The organism is Mammaliicoccus sp. C-M13, from assembly GCF_022386845.1.
GTDB classification, from domain to species: Bacteria; Bacillota; Bacilli; order Staphylococcales; family Staphylococcaceae; genus Mammaliicoccus; species Mammaliicoccus lentus.
In genome coordinates, this window is record NZ_JAJNHQ010000007.1 from 131,299 (window position 1) to 150,636 (window position 19,338).

The window sequence follows — 19,338 nt, forward strand, 5'->3', positions numbered from 1 at the left end:
ATGAATCAAACATGGAAAGAAGTATACCAATATTTAATGCATCAACCACACATCGATGTTATTAAAGGCATTATCGCCTTTTCATCAAACAAAAAAAATAATTCAGAATTAGATGAGCTATATTCCATTTATATGAATGATGATTCTATCACATCCATTGTTCACCCTGACTTAATAGAAAGTATAGAGCTTATCCATAATGAGTAGAAAAAGAATAGATGTTGTCAAAGTCCAAATGGTTAAAGAAGATACACTTTGGTATTTAAAAAGACGTATTGAAGAACCAAAAGACGCTGCTGATATTATGCGTGACTTCATAGGAAATGCTGACCGAGAACACTTCATTTTAATTTGCTTGAATAGCAAAAATGAACCTACACATATTGAAACCGTCTCTATAGGAACCATTAATTTTGCGGTTATACATCCTCGAGAAATATTTAAAACAGCCATATTAAGTAACGCAACGGGTATGATTATTGGCCATAACCACCCAAGTGGAGACATATTAACCATAGTATAATAAATAATAGTAGTTAAAGTAGTTCAGGAGGAGATGTTAAAGGGAGATTTTACTTTAAATAAAAATTAACAAGGTTTATAATTTGTAGTACTTAAAGTGTTTAAAGAGGGGGGCGCGTGTGAGGGTTCAAAGGATAGAAGTGGAGAATAAGCCGTATCCATTGTATTTATTACTAGATAAAGAATACCAGCTAAATGAATGCTTCTAGTAAAAGGAAAATTATCAGTCAGAGTGAGATCAGCAAAAAAATAGCTGTAATGAATGAAGAAATGCAAGGGTTTTGGGCTAATAATAGTTGGGATATAAGAAAATGTCCACATCCTTCTGCCATAGAATTAAGTAAGAATCCTGCTTTAAGAAATCGTTGGGTTCGTTTTGAACGTGTTAAAAATCTGTGGTTAAGAACAGAATTGAAATATTTTTATTTTTACCATTTAAACAATGGAATATGGAATGCAAAAACTGTCTTGATTAGAAAAGGAACAGTAATTAATAAAATGTTGGATTTTTTAGATTTAAAGTATCCCAGCATTACTTCAATTACTGAAGTTCCTATTGATAAAGCAATGACGGAGTATAGAACATATTTGACAAAACAGGGTGTTAGAATTACCACCACTAATTATAAGATTACTGCTAATCAAGAAAAAACACCTGTAAAAGCTAATTCTTACTATGTTACTAATCTTAAACAATTTATTGAGTTTTATGAGGATTTTTATTTTGATGGAGAGGAGTGGGATAAAGACGTTTGGGATAGACGAAACTTACCTTTGCCAGATGATAAGGTTAACCCAACACAATATGAATATACAATTAACTTTAAAGGGTTTCGGAATACATATTTTAAACAGCTTGTAAAAAGATATTGTAAGTTAAGATTGAACATGGATAGCTTTTCCTATGTAAGTGATATTGCCCAAAAACTTAAAGAGTTCTTTAATTTTCTGGACATAAAGTTTAAACACGTTCAGAGAGTACACCAATTAACGAGAGTGGAAATTGAAGCATATTTAAGTGAACTAAACATGATGGGGATAAAACCTAGTACAATAACTGGGAGGATCTCTATATTGGAAGGACTATTTAGTACCCTTCATAGGCTAGAATGGGATGATGTTCCTTCCAAATTATTAATTTATCCCGAGGACTATCCGAAAATACCAAGAGCAAAACCTCGCTTTATAGACGAATTCGTTCTAGAGCAATTGAACAGTCATCTTGATAAATTACCCGAATATATAGCTACGATGACTATGATTGTTCAAGAATGTGGAATGAGGATAAGTGAATTGTGCACCTTGAAAAAAGGCTGTTTATTAGAGGACAAAGATGGAGATTACTTTTTAAAGTATTATCAATGGAAAATGAAAAAGGAGCATATAGTTCCAATATCTAAAGAGGTAGTTTTACTTATTAAAGTTCGGGAAGATAAAGTTTCAGAGGAATTTCCAGATAGTGAATACCTCTTTCCAAGAAAAGATGGATCGCCATTAAAACAAGAAACATTTAGAGGCGAATTAAATAAATTAGCTTATGAGCAAAATATAGTGGATAAATTAGGCGAGATTTATAGATTCCATGCCCATGCCTTTCGCCATTCAGTAGGAACAAGAATGATTAACAACGGGGTGCCCCAGCATATTGTGCAGAAATTTTTGGGACATGAAAGCCCAGAAATGACAAGCAGATACGCTCATATCTTTGATGAAACTCTAAAAAATGAATTTACTAAATTTCAAGAAAAACTGGTTACCAATAATGGAGATGTGCTCAATCTAGATGATGATAGTGAAGTCGATGATGTAGAGCTTCAATGGTTCAAGAAAAATATAAATGCACAAGTGCTTCCAAATGGTTATTGTAGATTGCCAGTAATAGCAGGTGGTTGTCCACATGCGAATGCATGCTTAGATTGCACTCACTTCTGTACCAGTAAGCAATTCTTACCACAGCACGAAGAACAGTTAGAGCGTACAGAAGAGTTATTAACCATAGCAAAGGATAAACAATGGCAAAGACAAATAGAGACTAATAGCCGTATTAAAGAGCGTTTAGAACAAATCATTGGAAGTTTAACGGGGTAATTATCAATGAATAAACAAGTTAGAAATACAACAGAAATTGTACGTTTGGCGAAGCAGAAATCACAAAAGACAAGAGAAAAAGTAGACAAAGCGATTTCTAAATTTTCGATTGAAGGTAAAGCTATTAATTTTAATTCAATAGCAAAGGAAGCTAATGTTTCTAAATCATGGCTTTATAAGGAACACGATATTAGGCAAAGAATCGAATCCCTTCGTGAGCGTCAAATAACATCAAATGTAGTCTCAAAACCCAAGAAAAGTTCTCGTTCGGAGGAAATCCTTATAAAAACCTTAAAAAGAAGAGTTATGGAATTAGAAAAAGAAAATAAAAAATTACAGAACCAAATTCAAAAATTATATGGAGATCTGTATAATAAAGAGTAGTTTTTATTATTAATCTGTAGACAGATTGTGAAAGGATGCACTTAAACTAACGGGGCAGTTATGTTTAAGATACTTTAAAATTTGGTTAAAATCTCCGAAAGGATTGGTTTCTAACATTAGAAACCAATCCTTTTTAATATTAATTATATATCATTCAAACAATCATTTGACTATTTGTTTATAGTGGGATATATTATAATCATCAAACAAACAGTCATTTGAATAAGGAGGGTAATTATGACAAAAGATATGTGTGAAGTTACCTATATTCATGAAGATAAGGTAAACAGGGCTAAAAAAGACCTTGCTAAACAGAATCCTATGGATGTAGCGAAAGTTTTTAAGGCTCTATCAGATGATACAAGAGTTAAAATTGCTTATGTTTTGTCTTTAGAGGGAGAGTTATGTGTTTGTGATGTAGCTAATATCATTGAATCTTCAACGGCTACGGCATCCCATCATTTAAGATTATTGAAAAATTTAGGTATAGCAAAATACCGTAAAGAAGGAAAATTAGTCTATTATTCACTAGATGATGAGCATGTTAAACAGCTTGTAGAAAAAGCTTTCTTGCATCAAAGGGAGGTTGCTAGTATTGGATAGTTCAACAAAAACATTAACAGAAGATAAACAGGTTTACCGTGTGGAGGGTTTCTCGTGTGCGAATTGTGCTGGGAAGTTTGAAAAAAATGTAAAAGAACTATCAGGGGTGCATGATGCTAAAGTCAATTTCGGAGCTTCCAAAATTGATGTCTTTGGCAGTGCAACCGTTGAAGATCTGGAAAAGGCTGGTGCTTTCGAGAATCTTAAAGTGGCACCAGAGAAGGCTAGAAGAAGGGTCGAACCAGTGGTAACAGAAGATAAAAATGTTTACCGTGTGGAGGGATTTTCTTGCGCAAACTGTGCTGGGAAGTTTGAAAAAAATGTAAAACAACTAGCTGGAGTTCAGGATGCAAAAGTGAACTTTGGCGCTTCTAAAATTGATGTATATGGAAACGCATCGGTTGAAGAGCTTGAAAAAGCAGGTGCTTTCGAGAATCTTAAGGTAATTCCTGAAAAACTGGCGAATCCATCGATACAAGCGGTCAAAGAAGACACTAAGGCTCCTAAAGAAGAGAAAATACCGTTTTATAAAAAACACAGCACATTGCTGTTTGCCACATTACTGATTGCTTTTGGTTACCTTTCTCACTTTGTAAATGGAGAAGATAACCTTGTAACGTCCATGTTATTTGTAAGTTCGATTGTAATTGGCGGATATTCACTATTTAAAGTTGGTTTTCAAAATTTGATACGCTTTGATTTCGACATGAAAACCCTGATGACCGTTGCAGTTATTGGAGCTGCCATCATTGGTGAATGGGCAGAGGCATCCATTGTTGTCATTCTCTTTGCAATCAGTGAAGCACTTGAACGTTTTTCTATGGATAGAGCAAGACAGTCCATTCGTTCATTGATGGATATTGCCCCAAAAGAAGCACTTGTTAGGCGGAATGGTCAGGAAATAATGATCCATGTGGACGATATTGCCGTGGGTGATATTATGATCGTCAAACCAGGGGAGAAAATTGCCATGGATGGGATCATTATAAATGGTGTGTCGGCTGTCAACCAGGCTGCTATAACAGGAGAATCTGTCCCTGTTGCCAAAACGGTAGATGATGAAGTATTTGCAGGCACGCTTAACGAAGAGGGACTACTTGAAGTAAAAATCACCAAATACGTAGAGGATACAACTATCTCCAAGATTATTCATCTGGTTGAGGAAGCACAAGGGGAGCGCGCTCCAGCGCAAGCATTCGTAGATAAATTTGCGAAATATTATACGCCGATCATTATGGTTATTGCGGCGCTCGTTGCAGTCGTTCCACCTTTATTCTTTGGTGGAAGTTGGGATACTTGGGTTTATCAAGGATTAGCGGTACTTGTAGTTGGATGTCCGTGTGCATTAGTTATTACTACTCCAATCTCGATTGTCTCGGCAATTGGAAATGCAGCTAAAAAAGGTGTGTTGATTAAAGGCGGTGTCTATCTAGAGGAATTAGGAGCCATTAAGGCAATCGCATTTGATAAAACAGGAACACTGACAAAAGGTGTACCAGTGGTAACAGATTTTAAAGTGTTAAATGATCAAGTGGAAGAAAAAGAGCTGTTTTCCATTATTACAGCTTTAGAATATCGATCACAACATCCACTTGCTTCAGCAATAATGAAGAAAGCAGAGCAAGATAATATTACTTATTCCGATGTTAGAGTGAAGGACTTCACTTCTATTACAGGTCGGGGCATTCAAGGGAATATAGATGGAACAACCTATTACATTGGCAGTCCAAGGCTTTTTAAAGAATTAAATGTTTCCGATTTTAGCCTTGAGTTTGAAAATAAAGTGAAAGTTTTACAAAACCAAGGGAAAACGGCCATGATTATTGGAACGGACCAAACAATCCTCGGCGTGATTGCTGTAGCAGATGAGGTCCGCGAAACAAGTAAAAATGTGATTCTAAAACTTCATCAGTTAGGAATCAAGCAAACAATTATGCTGACAGGTGATAATCAAGGTACCGCAGAAGCAATCGGTGCTCATGTAGGCGTTTCTGATATTCAGTCCGAATTGTTGCCACAGGATAAGTTGGACTATATTAAAAAAATGAAAGCCGAGCATGGTAATGTAGCTATGATTGGCGATGGCGTCAATGATGCTCCTGCACTTGCTGCATCCACTGTTGGCATTGCAATGGGCGGTGCTGGAACAGATACTGCCATCGAGACAGCTGATATTGCATTAATGGGAGATGATTTAAGTAAGCTTCCATTTGCAGTAAGACTTAGCAGGAAAACGCTAAATATCATCAAAGCGAACATCACGTTTGCCATCGGAATTAAGATAATTGCCTTACTATTGGTTATTCCAGGCTGGCTAACCCTTTGGATTGCGATTCTTTCCGATATGGGAGCCACTATTTTGGTAGCATTAAATAGTTTGCGACTGATGAGAGTGAAGGATAAATAGGTACTATATGTGTGCAATTTACGGAAGGACTTTTCATTTTGAAGAAAAGTCCTATCCCTAAAATATTTGGAGATGATAAAATGATCGCGACGATACTGACGGCTACTGCGGTATATGTAGCAACAGGAATTGATTATCTCGTCATATTAATTCTTTTGTTTTCGCAAGTAAAAAAAGGTCAGGTAAAACATATTTGGATAGGACAATATATAGGGACTGCAATTGTGATAGGAGCAAGTCTTTTAGTTGCACAGGGGGTTGTAAATTTAATTCCTCAGCAATGGGTTATCGGACTACTTGGACTTTTACCACTTTACCTAGGCGTGAAAATATGGATTAAAGGAGAAGAGGATGAAGATGAAAGTAGCATTTTATCTTTATTCTCCTCTGGAAAATTTAATCAGTTATTTTTGACGATGATTTTCATCGTATTGGCTTCCAGTGCGGATGACTTTTCCATTTATATACCGTACTTCACGACCTTAAGTATGTCTGAAATCTTTATTGTCACTATTGTCTTTCTAATTATGGTTGGAGTTTTGTGCTATGTCAGTTACCGTCTAGCTTCCTTCGATTTTATATCGGAAACAATTGAGAAATATGAACGTTGGATTGTACCAATTGTATTCATTGGGCTAGGTATTTATATATTGTTTGAAAATGGAACATTCAATGCTCTGATTTCATTTCTTCTTTGAAGTGGCGAATCCAAACCATAAAGTAAAGTATAAAGAGGTTATCCTATTGATTGGGATAACCTTTTTATATTTAACTAATTATCATTTACGTTAAACACATGTACTTAAAGTAAGAACATTGATTTAAACCATTTTTTTCATAATTTACTCTTGATAAGATCCGACACCTTCTCCAGGAGATATCAAAATAACTCAGAGAATAAAAGAGATTAGTGAAATGATGGGTATTATATTATATGACCACATAATATTTTCAGAAAATGATCATCATTCAATTATCAAAAAAATTGCACTTTCTACTGGTATATATCCTTGCATTAATTTTATAAAAAATGCCCCTACTGAAGATATAAAAGCAATTGCTATGCTATTGTTCACTACCGTATTCATTGGTAATTTAAATAATGCTAATAATACAGGAATGATGATAAATGCTCCACCTGCACCCACAATTCCCGAAATTACACCAATTCCAAATCCAACTATAATAAATAGCAAAGGTTTAGATTTCGTCTCTTGTGTAGTAGGTTTAACTTTAATAAACATCAATATTAAAGCAAGTATGGCGATTATTACATATACCGTATTTACAAAAGTAGCATTAAACAAACTAGCTAAAATTGCCCCTAACATGCTTCCAATCAACATACCCCCTCCCATATATATAACAAGTTTAGGAGAGAAAGCTGGTTGTTTTCTTGCATTTAATGATCCACTAAGTGTACTGAAAAATACTTGACTAGAGGTAAGTCCCGAAGCAATATATGCACTATACGCAGGTATACCTATTAATGGTGGCAATATAAGAATAGCTGGGTAAATAATAATTGCGCCCCCAATACCTATTAATCCAGATATAAATCCACCCAGTACGCCAATTAGCAACATAATAGTCATATTTGCTATATCCATTATTTACTTTTAACTAATAAATTAACTGCTTCATTAATTAATTCTTGAGAACTTTCATTATTTTCTTCTGCTGTTTTAACGCATTCTATTAAATTTTCACTAATTATAATCCCCATTAAACGTTGTATAGAACCTTTAGATGCACTAAGTTGCGTAATTATATCTTTGCAATCTTTTTCTTCTTCCATCATTTTTACGACACCATTTAATTGACCTTGTATTCTATTTATACGATTAATCATTTTTTTATCATAAGTCATATTCATTTCCTCCACATAAATTGATTAAGTTAATAATAATAAATTAAAACAAAATTGTCAAATACCCCTATAGGTATTTGGCAAATGATTCTATCCGTTTTATTATACCCTCATAGGTATTTATAGGAGGTAAGTATGGAACAATACAAAGAAGTACACATTAATTCATTAAACAAAGAAGAATTAGAAAAATTGGCAAAAATGGGTCAATTGATTGATGTTAGAACAAAAGAAGAATATGAATTAGGACACATTAACGGTTCAACTTTACACCCAGTAGAAGAGATTAAATCATTCAATAAGAATAGCAACAAAACGTATTATATACATTGTAAAAGCGGTAACCGAAGCACTAAAGCTTGCGATTATTTAGCCAAACAAGGTTATGATGTCGTGAATTTAAAGGGTGGATATAAAGATTATGAAGCAAAGAACTTCAATAGTGCTCCTTTAATAGAAAAAGATATTGAAATCAAAGAGAATCGTAAACAATTTGATTTTAGAGGTCTTCAGTGCCCTGGACCTATTGTTAATATCAGTAAAGAAATTAACAATATTTCAACGGGTGAGCAAATCGAGGTAACAGTTACAGATCCTGGTTTCAATAGTGATATTAAAAGTTGGGCGAAACAAACAGGGAATACCCTTGTAAATCTTACTGAAGAAGCAAATGTAATTAATGCAATTATTCAAAAAGAAAAGCCAAAAGAATTTGAAATCAATGACACTGCTACAGGTACAACAATTGTTTTATTTAGCGGTGAGTTAGATAAGGCAGTAGCAGCAATGATCATCGCAAATGGCGCTAAAGCAGCAGGTAAAGATGTAACTATTTTCTTTACTTTTTGGGGCCTCAACGCATTAAAAAAAGCGCAATCAACTCGCGTTAAAAAGAAAGGTATTTCCAAAATGTTTGACCTTATGTTACCTAAGGATCCAATACATATGCCATTATCAAAAATGAATATGTTTGGACTAGGTAATATTATGATGCGTTATGTAATGAACAAGAAAAATGTTGATTCTTTATACTCACTTATCGATCAAGCAATCGATCAAGATATAAAGTTAATTGCTTGTACCATGAGTATGGATGTTATGGGAATTTCAAAAGAAGAATTAAGAGATGAAGTCGATTATGGTGGCGTAGGTACTTATATTGGACATACTGAGCAAGCAAATCATAACTTATTTATCTAATCAATAAAATCTATTTTAAAAAGGAGTTTTTTTTTGTTTTTCAAACAATTTTATGAAGACAATTTTTCACAAGCATCTTATTTAATTGGATGTCAACGTACAGGAGAAGCAATGATTATTGACCCTATACGAGATTTAACAAAATATTTAAAAGTTGCAGATAAAGAAGGATTCACAATTACTAAAGCTGCAGAAACACATATTCATGCTGATTTTGCTTCAGGTATTAGAGATGTGGCAAATAAATTGAATGCAAGTATATACGTATCTGATGAAGGTAAAGATGAATTTAATTATAAAAATATGCCTAAACAAACACATTTCGTTAAGCATCAAGATATTATCTATTTAGGAAAGATTAAATTAGAAGTCTTACACACTCCAGGCCATACCCCTGAGAGTATTAGTTTTTTACTTACTGACGAAGGTGGGGGTTCCAGTATACCAATGGGATTATTTAGCGGTGACTTCATCTTTGTTGGTGATGTAGGTAGACCAGATCTATTAGAAAAAGCTGTAAATGTTGAAGGTTCTACAAAAATCGGAGCAAAACAAATGTATCAGTCCATACAATTTGCTGCAACATTACCAGACTATATTCAAATTTGGCCAGGTCATGGTGCAGGGAGTCCTTGTGGTAAAGCGCTAGGTTCATTACCTACAACTACTTTGGGTTATGAGAAAATAAACAACTGGGCTTTTAATGTTAAAGATGAAACTTCATTTATCGAAACTTTAACACTCAATCAGCCAGCTCCACCACACCATTTTTCACAAATGAAAAAAATAAATCAATTTGGTATGCAAATGTACCAACCATATAATGTTTACCCTAGTTCAAGCAATACACAAACTGCTTTTGATCTTCGAAGTAAAGAAGCATTCCATGGTGGTCATATGCATGGAACTATCAATATTCCTTTTAATAAAACTTTTATAAATCAAATTGGTTGGTATTTAGATTATGACTAAGATATTGAATTAATTGGCGATAAATCTACCGTTCAACAAGCTATTCATGCTTTACAATTAATTGGTTTTGAAAATGTAAAAAGTTACCGTTTGCCACAAACAAATATCGTCACATCATCTATTCATAGTTCTGAAATGACTGGTGAAGAACATAATGTATTAGATGTTCGTAATGATGATGAATGGCGTAAAGGTCATTTAAAACAAGCAATTCATATTCCTCACGGTAAACTTTTAAATGAAGATATACCTTTCGATAAAAATGACCTAATTTATGTACATTGTCAATCAGGTGTTAGAAGTTCAATAGCGGTAGGAATATTAGAATATAAAGGATTTACGAATATTGTTAACGTTAGAGGTGGCTATCAACATTTACCAGCATTTTTAAAATAGTTTTCTTCTGCAATAGAACTATAAAAATCCCTCAATCCGAAAATTCAATTCGGATTGAGGGATTTTTTTATAAAGACAATTACGAACTTTGATTATTCATTTGAATTAGTTTTTTATGCTTTTATATCTAAGTAAATATCATTAATCTGTAGTACTTTTTGGATAATTGCTAATGTACCACCTAGCAAAGTTGCAAATTTGACATTAGATGTTAACTTTATTTGAATTTCGTTACGTGAATATTGTTTGAACTGGTTCTTAATTGCTTCTAATATTTCAGGCATTTCATTGAACAATGGACAGTTAATGTAAATTGCATTCGGATTAAACTGGGTGTTTAAATTATGTATTAAAACAGCAATTTTATTTATAAATTGTTCCATTTCTTCAACTACGACTGGATTTTTTTCATTATAAAATTGAATTAATTTGCTAAGCGTCATCTTCTCATTTAGTTGATTACTTAAATTATGCAGTAAAGCTTCTTGTGAAAAAATATCTTCAATCTTATGAAAGATCTCCACATTATCGCTAACTTTTGAGACAAGTGTTTTTCCAATTTCACCCGCTTCCCCATTTGCACCACGATACAATTGATTATTAATAATAAGCCCAGCACCAATACCTTTATGTATACTTAAAGCAATAAGATTATTGTAGGATAAATTATGATTAAAATTACGTTCATATAACGCTGAAAGATTCGCTTCATTTTCAACTACGACTGGAACATTAGTAATTTCTTTTATTTTCTTAGCAATTGAAATTCCTTCAGTTTCATGGAATGGTAAATATGTCACATGCTGCTCATTATCCACAACTCCATGTATAGAAACAGACACACCTAATAGTCCGTTATAAGTATCAAGTTTCTCCTGAATATCAATATGTTTTTTTATTATGCTTAATATACTACTAACCTTTTCATCAGGTAAATCATAAGATTCATGCTTAATGACATTACCATCAAAATAATTGTACATCACTTCAACAGAACTATAAGTTAAATCCAAAGAAATAAAATAACCATAAAGATGATTAACCTTCAGAAGAATAGGTTTTCTACCACCACTCTTCGTGCTATCACCCTCACCAACCTCATTAACAAGAGATTTATACTTTAACTTATTCAAAATACTAGAAATCGTTGCCTTATTAATCTCAAGATTTTTAGATATTTGAGTACGCGAAATATTATGATGGTTATAAATTTCCCTTAGCACTCTTTTTTCATTATCATTTATATTTAAAATATTTTCCATAATTGCCTACCCCATAAGTTATTTTGAATTTAGTTTATAGTTTATCATGTATTTTTATACCAACTATTTTAACATAAATTAAATTAAACCTTAGAACAACTTAAAACCTCACTTAGGTTATCATCTTCGTTCTTTTATTTTTTTTATTATTTCAATAAATTACGTATTTCCAATATGACGATTTTTTATGCAAAGTCGTTGTATGTTTTTCAAATTTTTGACATTTATGCAATCTAAATAGCCAATTAGGGAATTTTTAACATTTTTTATTTGTTTGATATTATACTTAATGTATCTTAAATAGAAAGAGGGTATGCATATGGATTTCACTGGTGTTATTACAAGCATTATTGATTTAATCAAGACTTGCATTCAGGCTTTCGGTTAATTTTTTCAACTAAAAAACAGAGGAAATATTCAACGACTTGATTGTTTCCTCTGTTTTCTATGTATTGTTGTAAACACAACAATTTTATTTTTTATTCAATATATTTCTCAATTCTTCTATTTCATCTTGTGATAGATCTTCTTTTTCTACAAAGTTTAAGACAAGTGAATTGAAACCGCCTTTGTATACTTTATTGATAAAGTTTTTAGATGTTTTATATTTTATATCACTTTCTTCTACAAGAGAGTAATATTGAAAAATTTTATTGTCTTTTTTACGATCTATAAATCCCTTTTTATACAATCTCGTTATAAGTGTACGAATGGTTTTTGGACTCCAGTCCTTTTGCATTTGTATTTCTTCTATTATATTATTCGCACTTGCATATTTTTTCATCCAAATGATATTCATAACTTCCCATTCTGCAGATGATATTTCATACGTTTTATTATCCATTATATTAACTCCATTTCTTTTAAAATACGCTCAGAAATTTGTTGTGCTTTTTCGCCATTCGCATTGTCTTCGCCTTTTAAATGTGTAGCAAAATAATACGTATTATCTTTCGTTTCAACATAACCTACGAACCATCCATTTGCTTCTTTGTGATTCACGATTCCTGTTCCAGTTTTACCTACATATTTATAAGTATCTTTTTGTTTCAAAGTCATACTATTTTCAACTTTTTCAATAGCCTTATTATCAAAATGCATGTTATGTTGTTTCATATTTTTCAACAAATTAACCTGTTCTATTGCAGAAATTTTTAATGAAGATTCATTCCAATAATTTTCATTCCCTGATATTTCTTCATTACCATATTCAATTAGATCTAAATAAGATTTAACCTCATCTTGTCTTAAATGTTTGTTTAAATTTTCGTAATACCAATTTACTGAATATTTCATTGAAGAATTTAAATTTTGATCTTGGTTCCATTCTTTAAATGGATATTGATGTTTATCCCATTGTTGTTCAGTATGATTTAATGAGAGTAAATTTTGGTCGAATGCCATTAACGCTAAATAAATTTTGTAAGTAGAATTAGGTGAATATCGTTGTTTACTTTCTGGTTCATTATAAATAGAATAAGCTTGCTCCCGTTCATTATAAAGCACAAAACTTCCATCAAATCCTTTGAAATACGGAGCTAGTTGATTTAATTTTTTATATGATACATTTGTTTCATATTTGTCTTGTTGAACATGTGCAGATAGTAACGGTGCTTGTATTAAAAGCGATATACTACATACAATATACGCAACAATACGCTTGTTTCGATTAGGTTTAGGCATTGAATCATAAAGTGCAATATACTTAACACGTTCTTTAATATTTGAATTAAAACCTAGTAAATATTGTGCTGCCACATTATTTATGTGCTGAGATTTTAAAATAGAGCATTTTAATATCGATTCACCATAACGTATATGTTCATGGCGATTCAAAATTTTTAAAACGTTTCTATCACATACTTTTTCACAGTCATTGTCCATCATTGTTTTACTTATATATAGTGCAGGATTAAACCAGAATATCATTTTAAAAACAACATAAAGCTGGTTGAATATTAAGTCATGACTTTTCACATGTGATAGTTCATGTAGAATAATATATTCAATTTCTTTGTCATTCATGGTTTCGACTACGACAGTTGGTAGTACAATTTGGGATTTCACTAAACCAAATACCATCGGATTATCAATGTTTGAACTATAACTAATTGTTATATGCTTTTTGTAGAACTGCATCTTACTTTGACATACTTTAAGTCGTTCATTAAGATATGACGATTCCAATGACGAACTTTTAATAACATCAATTTGTCGGAATGCCTTAATCATATAAAATAAGCACAACAAACTACCAAATACCCATATCAAAAGAATCATATACGTTATATTTGAGGTCTCAAACTGATTAACATTAATTGCTAAGTCTTTCGTAACAGATGATTGTTGACCATCTAACATATGACTAACCGAAGAAGTCGTGTCAGATACATTTCGATTCATCATATCTTTTGAAAATGTAAAATTCGATATTTTGTAAAATGGTATTAATGGAATTAACGTGGAGACGAGCACTAATAACCAAATCTTATGTGACATAATATTTTGAGTATATTTTATATAGAGCATTCTCACTAAAAAAATTACACATATCGTGAGCAATGAACTGATTATACTTAACATTAAAAAAGATGATAACACCTTCTACACCTCCATATCACAAAAATTATAACATTATTTTGACATAAATACTACATTTGTAATATACTACAAATGTAGTCTTATATAAGGAGGATATTGATGAAAAAGATAAAAATTGTTCCACTTATTTTAATAGTTGTAGTTGTCGGGTTTGGTATATATTTTTATGCTTCAAAAGATAAAGAAATTAATAATACTATTGATGCAATTGAAGATAAAAATTTCAAACAAGTTTATAAAGATAGCAGTTATATTTCTAAAAGCGATAATGGTGAAGTAGAAATGACTGAACGTCCGATAAAAATATATAATAGTTTAGGCGTTAAAGATATAAACATTCAGGATCGTAAAATAAAAAAAGTATCTAAAAATAAAAAACGAGTAGATGCTCAATATAAAATTAAAACAAACTACGGTAACATTGATCGCAACGTTCAATTTAATTTTGTTAAAGAAGATGGTATGTGGAAGTTAGATTGGGATCATAGCGTCATTATTCCAGGAATGCAGAAAGACCAAAGCATACATATTGAAAATTTAAAATCAGAACGTGGTAAAATTTTAGACCGAAACAATGTGGAATTGGCCAATACAGGAACAGCATATGAGATAGGCATCGTTCCAAAGAATGTATCTAAAAAAGATTATAAAGCAATCGCTAAAGAACTAAGTATTTCTGAAGACTATATCAAACAACAAATGGATCAAAATTGGGTACAAGATGATACCTTCGTTCCACTTAAAACCGTTAAAAAAATGGATGAATATTTAAGTGATTTCGCAAAAAAATTTCATCTTACAACTAATGAAACAGAAAGTCGTAACTATCCTCTAGAAAAAGCGACTTCACATCTATTAGGTTATGTTGGTCCCATTAACTCTGAAGAATTAAAACAAAAAGAATATAAAGGCTATAAAGATGATGCAGTTATTGGTAAAAAGGGACTCGAAAAACTTTACGATAAAAAGCTCCAACATGAAGATGGCTATCGTGTCACAATCGTTGACGATAATAGCAATACAATCGCACATACATTAATAGAGAAAAAGAAAAAAGATGGCAAAGATATTCAACTAACTATTGATGCTAAAGTTCAAAAGAGTATTTATAACAACATGAAAAATGATTATGGCTCAGGTACTGCTATCCACCCTCAAACAGGTGAATTATTAGCACTTGTAAGCACACCTTCATATGACGTCTATCCATTTATGTATGGCATGAGTAACGAAGAATATAATAAATTAACCGAAGATAAAAAAGAACCTCTGCTCAACAAGTTCCAGATTACAACTTCACCAGGTTCAACTCAAAAAATATTAACAGCAATGATTGGGTTAAATAACAAAACATTAGACGATAAAACAAGTTATAAAATCGATGGTAAAGGTTGGCAAAAAGATAAATCTTGGGGTGGTTACAACGTTACAAGATATGAAGTGGTAAATGGTAATATCGACTTAAAACAAGCAATAGAATCATCAGATAACATTTTCTTTGCTAGAGTAGCACTCGAATTAGGCAGTAAGAAATTTGAAAAAGGCATGAAAAAACTAGGTGTTGGTGAAGATATACCAAGTGATTATCCATTTTATAATGCTCAAATTTCAAACAAAAATTTAGATAATGAAATATTATTAGCTGATTCAGGTTACGGACAAGGTGAAATACTGATTAACCCAGTACAGATCCTTTCAATCTATAGCGCATTAGAAAATAATGGCAATATTAACGCACCTCACTTATTAAAAGACACGAAAAACAAAGTTTGGAAGAAAAATATTATTTCCAAAGAAAATATCAATCTATTAACTGATGGTATGCAACAAGTCGTAAATAAAACACATAAAGAAGATATTTATAGATCTTATGCAAACTTAATTGGCAAATCCGGTACTGCAGAACTCAAAATGAAACAAGGAGAAACAGGCAGACAAATTGGGTGGTTTATATCATATGATAAAGATAATCCAAACATGATGATGGCTATTAATGTTAAAGATGTACAAGATAAAGGAATGGCTAGCTACAATGCCAAAATCTCAGGTAAAGTGTATGATGAGCTATATGAGAACGGTAATAAAAAATACGATATAGATGAATAACAAAACAGTGAAGCAATCCGTAACGATGGTTGCTTCACTGTTTTATTATGAATTATTAATAAGTGCTGTTACTTCTCCCTTAAATACAATTTCTTCATTTTCATTGTATGTTGAAAGTGACACTGTAACGAGTCCATTTTCTTTTTTTATGGATTTCTTATTTGTAATTTCAGCGATAACGTACAATGTATTACCTGGGTATACAGGTTTAATAAATTTAACGTTATTCATTTGTGTTCCTGCTACAACTTCTTCTCCGTATTTACCTTCTTCTACCCATAATTTAAATGATATTGAAAGTGTATGCATGCCAGATGCAATGATACCTTTAAATCTACTTTGTTCTGCTTTTTCTTTATCTATATGCATATATTGAGGATCAAAAGTTGTTGCAAATTGGATAATTTCTTCTTCTGTAATATGAAGGCTTTTTGTTTTGAATGTTTCTCCTACTATAAAATCATCGTATTTCATATATGTCTCTCTTTCTTATTCAAATTAATTTTTTAGTATGTAACATGTTAAAGGTAAGTCTACCGTCACTGAAACGTAAGACTCACCTCTAACTTTCTATTGAGACAAATGCACCATTTTATCTGCATTGTCTGTAAAGATACCATCAACTCCCCAATTAGCAAGTTGGTTTGCACGTGCTGGTTTGTTTACAGTCCATACGTTCAATTCATAACCCGCTTCTTTTACCATTTTTACTTTTGCTTTAGTAAGTTTGGCATCTTCAGTGTTTACTATTTTAGCATTACAGTAATCTAAAAGTGTTCTCCAGTCTTCACGAAACGAAGTTGTATGGAATATAACTGCTCTGTTATATTGTGGCATGATTTCTTCTGCAAGTTTAACAAGCACAACATTAAAGCTTGAAATGAGCACTTCTTGATTCTGATTTAAGTTTGTTAATTGTTCTTCCACTTGCTTAACCATACTTTTAGAAAGTGCTAGTCCATTCGGTCCAGTAATACCTTTTAATTCTACATTTAAATTCATATTATATTCATTTGCTATTTTTACTACATCATCGAAAGTTGGCAAATGTTCATCTTTGAATTTTTCACCAAACCAAGATCCTGCAGAAGCATCTTTAATTTCATCATAATTCAATTCAGTTATTTCCCCGGACATATTTGTAGTCCGTTCTAAATAATCATCATGAATGATAATCAGTTGTTCATCTTTTGTAATTGCAACATCTAACTCCAACCAGTTTATACCTTCTACTTCTGAAGCAGCTTTAAATGATGCAATTGTATTTTCCGGAGCTTTACTAGGTAATCCTCTATGTCCATATACAGTTAGCATATTACCTCTCCTTGCATTTTTATTTTTTTAATTAACGTAACTGTATTATCACATTAATCGCACTTTTATTTCCATTAAAAAGAGATGAATATCATAAATAAAGAAGTCGATAGATTCGTATTGATTATGGAGTTAATCTACGTCTCATCTCATTTTTAAAAAATCATTTATGTCCCAAGCTCCATTTTGTAATCAAGTCTAGTTTTTCTGTACCCCTTATCTGCAATTTTACTTAGGATTGCTTTTAACTTACCTCTTATCTGCAATTTTACTTAGGATTGCTTTTAACTTACCCCTTATCAGCAATTTTACTGAGAACTGCTTTTAACGCACCTCTTATCTGCAATTTTGCCTAGAACTGCTTTTAACTTACCTCTTATCTGCAATTTTACTTAGAACTGCTTTTAACAAACCTCTTATCTGCAATTTTACTTAGAACTGCTTTTAACGTACCTCTTATCTGTAATTTTACTGAGAACTGCTTTTAACAAACCTCTTATCTGCAATTTTACTTAGAACTGCTTTTAACAAACCTCTTATCTGCAATTTTACTTAGAATTGCTTTTACTATTCCTCTTATTAGTATAATCTCAGTAAGAATGCGTATAAAAATGAAAATTACAACCGATTTTGTAAGTGCTGACGCCTGAGGGAATAGTATGTGCGAGAGACTAATGGCTCGAGCCATACCCCTAGGCAAGCATGCACGTACAAAATCGTAAGATAAAAAAATAAGCATATCACTGTAAACTTTAAAAAATCAGTTTAGTGATATGCTTATTTATTTCGAGTTAGGATTTATGTCCCAAGCTCATCAAGCACAATCGGCCACTAGTTTATTTCTCTATCTTATATGTTCTGATATGGTCTTCTATACTGTATAAGTATACTTTTGAATATGGATCTTGTGTCAATTCACGTTCGAAATCAAATTCTTGATTATCAAATCTGTTAAAGAATGTTTCGTATTCTTCGACTGATAATTGCTCTCTAGATTCTAGCATATTTAAGTGTTTCTCTTTATCTAATGCTTTGTCATATCCTTTAACGATTGAACCACTAAAGATTTCTCCTACTGCTCCTGAACCATAACTAAATAGACATACTTTCTCTTCTGGTTGGAATGTGTGGTTCTGTAATAACGAAATTAAACTTAAGTATAATGATCCTGTATAAATGTTACCAACATCTCTATTCCATAATACGGTTCTGTTGCAAAGTTGAATTTATAGTATAATTTTAACAAAAAGGAGTCTTCTGTATGAACTATTTCAGATATAAACAATTTAACAAGGATGTTATCACTGTAGCCGTTGGCTACTATCTAAGATATACATTGAGTTATCGTGATATATCTGAAATATTAAGGGAACGTGGTGTAAACGTTCATCATTCAACGGTCTACCGTTGGGTTCAAGAATATGCCCCAATTTTGTATCAAATTTGGAAGAAAAAGCATAAAAAAGCTTATTACAAATGGCGTATTGATGAGACGTACATCAAAATAAAAGGAAAATGGAGCTATTTATATCGTGCCATTGATGCAGAGGGACATACATTAGATATTTGGTTGCGTAAGCAACGAGATAATCATTCAGCATATGCGTTTATCA

At 32.1% G+C, this 19,338-nt stretch carries 17 protein-coding genes and 4 pseudogenes; 13 read left to right on the forward strand and 8 right to left on the reverse strand.

Going from position 1 to position 19,338, the window contains the following annotated elements:
* From LQ615_RS07295 to LQ615_RS07325, 8 genes and pseudogenes are all read left to right on the forward strand, one after another.
* On the forward strand, positions 1 to 207 hold the full coding sequence (locus LQ615_RS07295) for a hypothetical protein (RefSeq protein ID WP_001077283.1): 207 nt from the start codon (positions 1 to 3) through the stop codon (positions 205 to 207).
* Positions 200 to 523 carry a JAB domain-containing protein gene (locus LQ615_RS07300; protein ID WP_000088091.1) on the forward strand — a complete coding sequence of 108 codons (324 nt, stop codon included), beginning with the start codon at positions 200 to 202 and terminating at the stop codon, positions 521 to 523. The genes LQ615_RS07295 and LQ615_RS07300 overlap by 8 nt, the downstream gene beginning before the upstream one ends.
* A 118-nt stretch (positions 524 to 641) precedes the next feature.
* Positions 642 to 722 (forward strand): annotated as a pseudogene (locus LQ615_RS13585) (site-specific integrase); the annotation flags it as partial.
* The gene (locus LQ615_RS07305) at positions 718 to 2,610 is read left to right on the forward strand and encodes a site-specific integrase (protein WP_239703777.1); all 1,893 of its coding nucleotides are present in this window, start codon (positions 718 to 720) and stop codon (positions 2,608 to 2,610) included. The pseudogene LQ615_RS13585 and the gene LQ615_RS07305, both read left to right, overlap by 5 nt.
* Positions 2,611 to 2,616: 6 nt before the next feature.
* The gene (locus tag LQ615_RS07310) at positions 2,617 to 2,994 is read left to right on the forward strand and encodes a DUF6262 family protein (RefSeq protein WP_001041908.1); all 378 of its coding nucleotides are present in this window, start codon (positions 2,617 to 2,619) and stop codon (positions 2,992 to 2,994) included.
* 237 nt (positions 2,995 to 3,231) lie between these two features.
* Positions 3,232 to 3,597: an ArsR/SmtB family transcription factor gene (locus LQ615_RS07315; protein ID WP_000159127.1), complete on the forward strand. Its 366-nt coding sequence runs from the start codon at positions 3,232 to 3,234 to the stop codon at positions 3,595 to 3,597.
* Positions 3,590 to 6,004 carry a cadmium-translocating P-type ATPase CadA gene (locus LQ615_RS07320; RefSeq protein ID WP_000378485.1) on the forward strand — a complete coding sequence of 805 codons (2,415 nt, stop codon included), beginning with the start codon at positions 3,590 to 3,592 and terminating at the stop codon, positions 6,002 to 6,004. Before LQ615_RS07315 ends, LQ615_RS07320 begins: the two co-directional genes overlap by 8 nt.
* 80 nt (positions 6,005 to 6,084) lie before the next feature.
* Positions 6,085 to 6,702 (forward strand): CadD family cadmium resistance transporter, encoded by a 618-nt coding sequence (locus tag LQ615_RS07325; protein WP_000562107.1) that lies wholly within the window; start codon positions 6,085 to 6,087, stop codon positions 6,700 to 6,702.
* Positions 6,703 to 6,975: 273 nt separating this feature from the next.
* On the opposite strand, the pseudogene LQ615_RS07335 reads toward LQ615_RS07325, so the two are convergent.
* Both LQ615_RS07335 and cstR read right to left on the reverse strand, forming a co-directional pair.
* Positions 6,976 to 7,614: pseudogene (locus tag LQ615_RS07335) on the reverse strand (sulfite exporter TauE/SafE family protein); the annotation flags it as partial.
* Complete coding sequence (gene cstR, locus LQ615_RS07340; RefSeq protein WP_000220507.1) at positions 7,614 to 7,874, reverse strand: persulfide-sensing transcriptional repressor CstR; 261 nt, start codon at positions 7,872 to 7,874, stop codon at positions 7,614 to 7,616. The gene cstR and the pseudogene LQ615_RS07335, both read right to left, overlap by 1 nt.
* Before the next feature lie 135 nt (positions 7,875 to 8,009).
* Between cstR and LQ615_RS07345 the strand changes: the two genes are divergently transcribed.
* Together LQ615_RS07345 and cstB are read left to right on the forward strand one after the other, a co-directional pair.
* Entirely contained in the window at positions 8,010 to 9,074 is a 1,065-nt protein-coding gene (locus LQ615_RS07345; protein ID WP_000438836.1) for a DsrE/DsrF/DrsH-like family protein, read from the forward strand.
* A 33-nt stretch (positions 9,075 to 9,107) separates the two neighbouring features.
* Positions 9,108 to 10,442: pseudogene (cstB, locus tag LQ615_RS07350) on the forward strand (persulfide dioxygenase-sulfurtransferase CstB).
* 113 nt (positions 10,443 to 10,555) lie between these two features.
* Here cstB and LQ615_RS07355 read toward each other — a convergent pair.
* The gene (locus LQ615_RS07355; RefSeq protein ID WP_000427807.1) at positions 10,556 to 11,704 is read right to left on the reverse strand and encodes an ROK family transcriptional regulator; all 1,149 of its coding nucleotides are present in this window, start codon (positions 11,702 to 11,704) and stop codon (positions 10,556 to 10,558) included.
* Between the two features lie 319 nt (positions 11,705 to 12,023).
* Between LQ615_RS07355 and psm-mec the strand changes: the two genes are divergently transcribed.
* Positions 12,024 to 12,092, forward strand: coding sequence for a phenol-soluble modulin PSM-mec (psm-mec, locus tag LQ615_RS07360; RefSeq protein WP_014532405.1), 69 nt, complete (start codon positions 12,024 to 12,026; stop codon positions 12,090 to 12,092).
* 84 nt (positions 12,093 to 12,176) lie between these two features.
* On the opposite strand, the gene mecI is transcribed toward psm-mec, so the two are convergent.
* On the reverse strand, positions 12,177 to 12,548 hold the full coding sequence (mecI, locus tag LQ615_RS07365; protein WP_000369214.1) for a mecA-type methicillin resistance repressor MecI: 372 nt from the start codon (positions 12,546 to 12,548) through the stop codon (positions 12,177 to 12,179).
* Positions 12,548 to 14,305 carry a beta-lactam sensor/signal transducer MecR1 gene (mecR1, locus tag LQ615_RS07370; protein ID WP_000952923.1) on the reverse strand — a complete coding sequence of 586 codons (1,758 nt, stop codon included), beginning with the start codon at positions 14,303 to 14,305 and terminating at the stop codon, positions 12,548 to 12,550. The genes mecI and mecR1 overlap by 1 nt, the downstream gene beginning before the upstream one ends.
* Before the next feature lie 96 nt (positions 14,306 to 14,401).
* Here mecR1 and mecA point away from each other — a divergent pair, with 96 nt between their 5' ends.
* On the forward strand, positions 14,402 to 16,411 hold the full coding sequence (mecA, locus tag LQ615_RS07375) for a PBP2a family beta-lactam-resistant peptidoglycan transpeptidase MecA (RefSeq protein WP_063852655.1): 2,010 nt from the start codon (positions 14,402 to 14,404) through the stop codon (positions 16,409 to 16,411).
* 45 nt (positions 16,412 to 16,456) lie between these two features.
* On the opposite strand, the gene LQ615_RS07380 is transcribed toward mecA, so the two are convergent.
* The 3 genes from LQ615_RS07380 to LQ615_RS07390 all read right to left on the reverse strand — a co-directional run bounded on the left by LQ615_RS07380 (position 16,457) and on the right by LQ615_RS07390 (position 18,951).
* Positions 16,457 to 16,885, reverse strand: a complete 429-nt coding sequence (locus LQ615_RS07380) for a MaoC family dehydratase (RefSeq protein WP_000872606.1) — start codon at positions 16,883 to 16,885, stop codon at positions 16,457 to 16,459.
* 96 nt (positions 16,886 to 16,981) lie between these two features.
* Positions 16,982 to 17,725 carry a glycerophosphoryl diester phosphodiesterase gene (locus LQ615_RS07385; RefSeq protein ID WP_000958858.1) on the reverse strand — a complete coding sequence of 248 codons (744 nt, stop codon included), beginning with the start codon at positions 17,723 to 17,725 and terminating at the stop codon, positions 16,982 to 16,984.
* A gap of 836 nt (positions 17,726 to 18,561) precedes the next feature.
* Entirely contained in the window at positions 18,562 to 18,951 is a 390-nt protein-coding gene (locus LQ615_RS07390; protein WP_020444595.1) for a hydroxymethylglutaryl-CoA synthase, read from the reverse strand.
* A gap of 35 nt (positions 18,952 to 18,986) precedes the next feature.
* On the opposite strand from LQ615_RS07390, the pseudogene LQ615_RS07395 reads away from it, so the two are divergent.
* Positions 18,987 to 19,338: pseudogene (locus tag LQ615_RS07395) on the forward strand (IS6-like element IS257 family transposase); the annotation flags it as partial.

What these genes read in the sequence shown, in the direction of transcription:
- LQ615_RS07310 (WP_001041908.1), top strand. Translation starts at nt 2,617, where the DNA reads ATGAATAAACAAGTTAGAAATACAACAGAAATTGTACGTTTGGCGAAG.
- mecI (WP_000369214.1), bottom strand. Translation starts at nt 12,548, where the DNA reads ATGGATAATAAAACGTATGAAATATCATCTGCAGAATGGGAAGTTATG.
- LQ615_RS07300 (WP_000088091.1), top strand. Translation starts at nt 200, where the DNA reads ATGAGTAGAAAAAGAATAGATGTTGTCAAAGTCCAAATGGTTAAAGAA.
- cstR (WP_000220507.1), bottom strand. Translation starts at nt 7,874, where the DNA reads ATGACTTATGATAAAAAAATGATTAATCGTATAAATAGAATACAAGGT.
- LQ615_RS07355 (WP_000427807.1), bottom strand. Translation starts at nt 11,704, where the DNA reads ATGGAAAATATTTTAAATATAAATGATAATGAAAAAAGAGTGCTAAGG.
- LQ615_RS07295 (WP_001077283.1), top strand. Translation starts at nt 1, where the DNA reads ATGAATCAAACATGGAAAGAAGTATACCAATATTTAATGCATCAACCA.
- LQ615_RS07385 (WP_000958858.1), bottom strand. Translation starts at nt 17,725, where the DNA reads ATGCTAACTGTATATGGACATAGAGGATTACCTAGTAAAGCTCCGGAA.
- LQ615_RS07345 (WP_000438836.1), top strand. Translation starts at nt 8,010, where the DNA reads ATGGAACAATACAAAGAAGTACACATTAATTCATTAAACAAAGAAGAA.
- LQ615_RS07305 (WP_239703777.1), top strand. Translation starts at nt 718, where the DNA reads ATGAATGCTTCTAGTAAAAGGAAAATTATCAGTCAGAGTGAGATCAGC.
- LQ615_RS07325 (WP_000562107.1), top strand. Translation starts at nt 6,085, where the DNA reads ATGATCGCGACGATACTGACGGCTACTGCGGTATATGTAGCAACAGGA.
- LQ615_RS07380 (WP_000872606.1), bottom strand. Translation starts at nt 16,885, where the DNA reads ATGAAATACGATGATTTTATAGTAGGAGAAACATTCAAAACAAAAAGC.
- LQ615_RS07315 (WP_000159127.1), top strand. Translation starts at nt 3,232, where the DNA reads ATGACAAAAGATATGTGTGAAGTTACCTATATTCATGAAGATAAGGTA.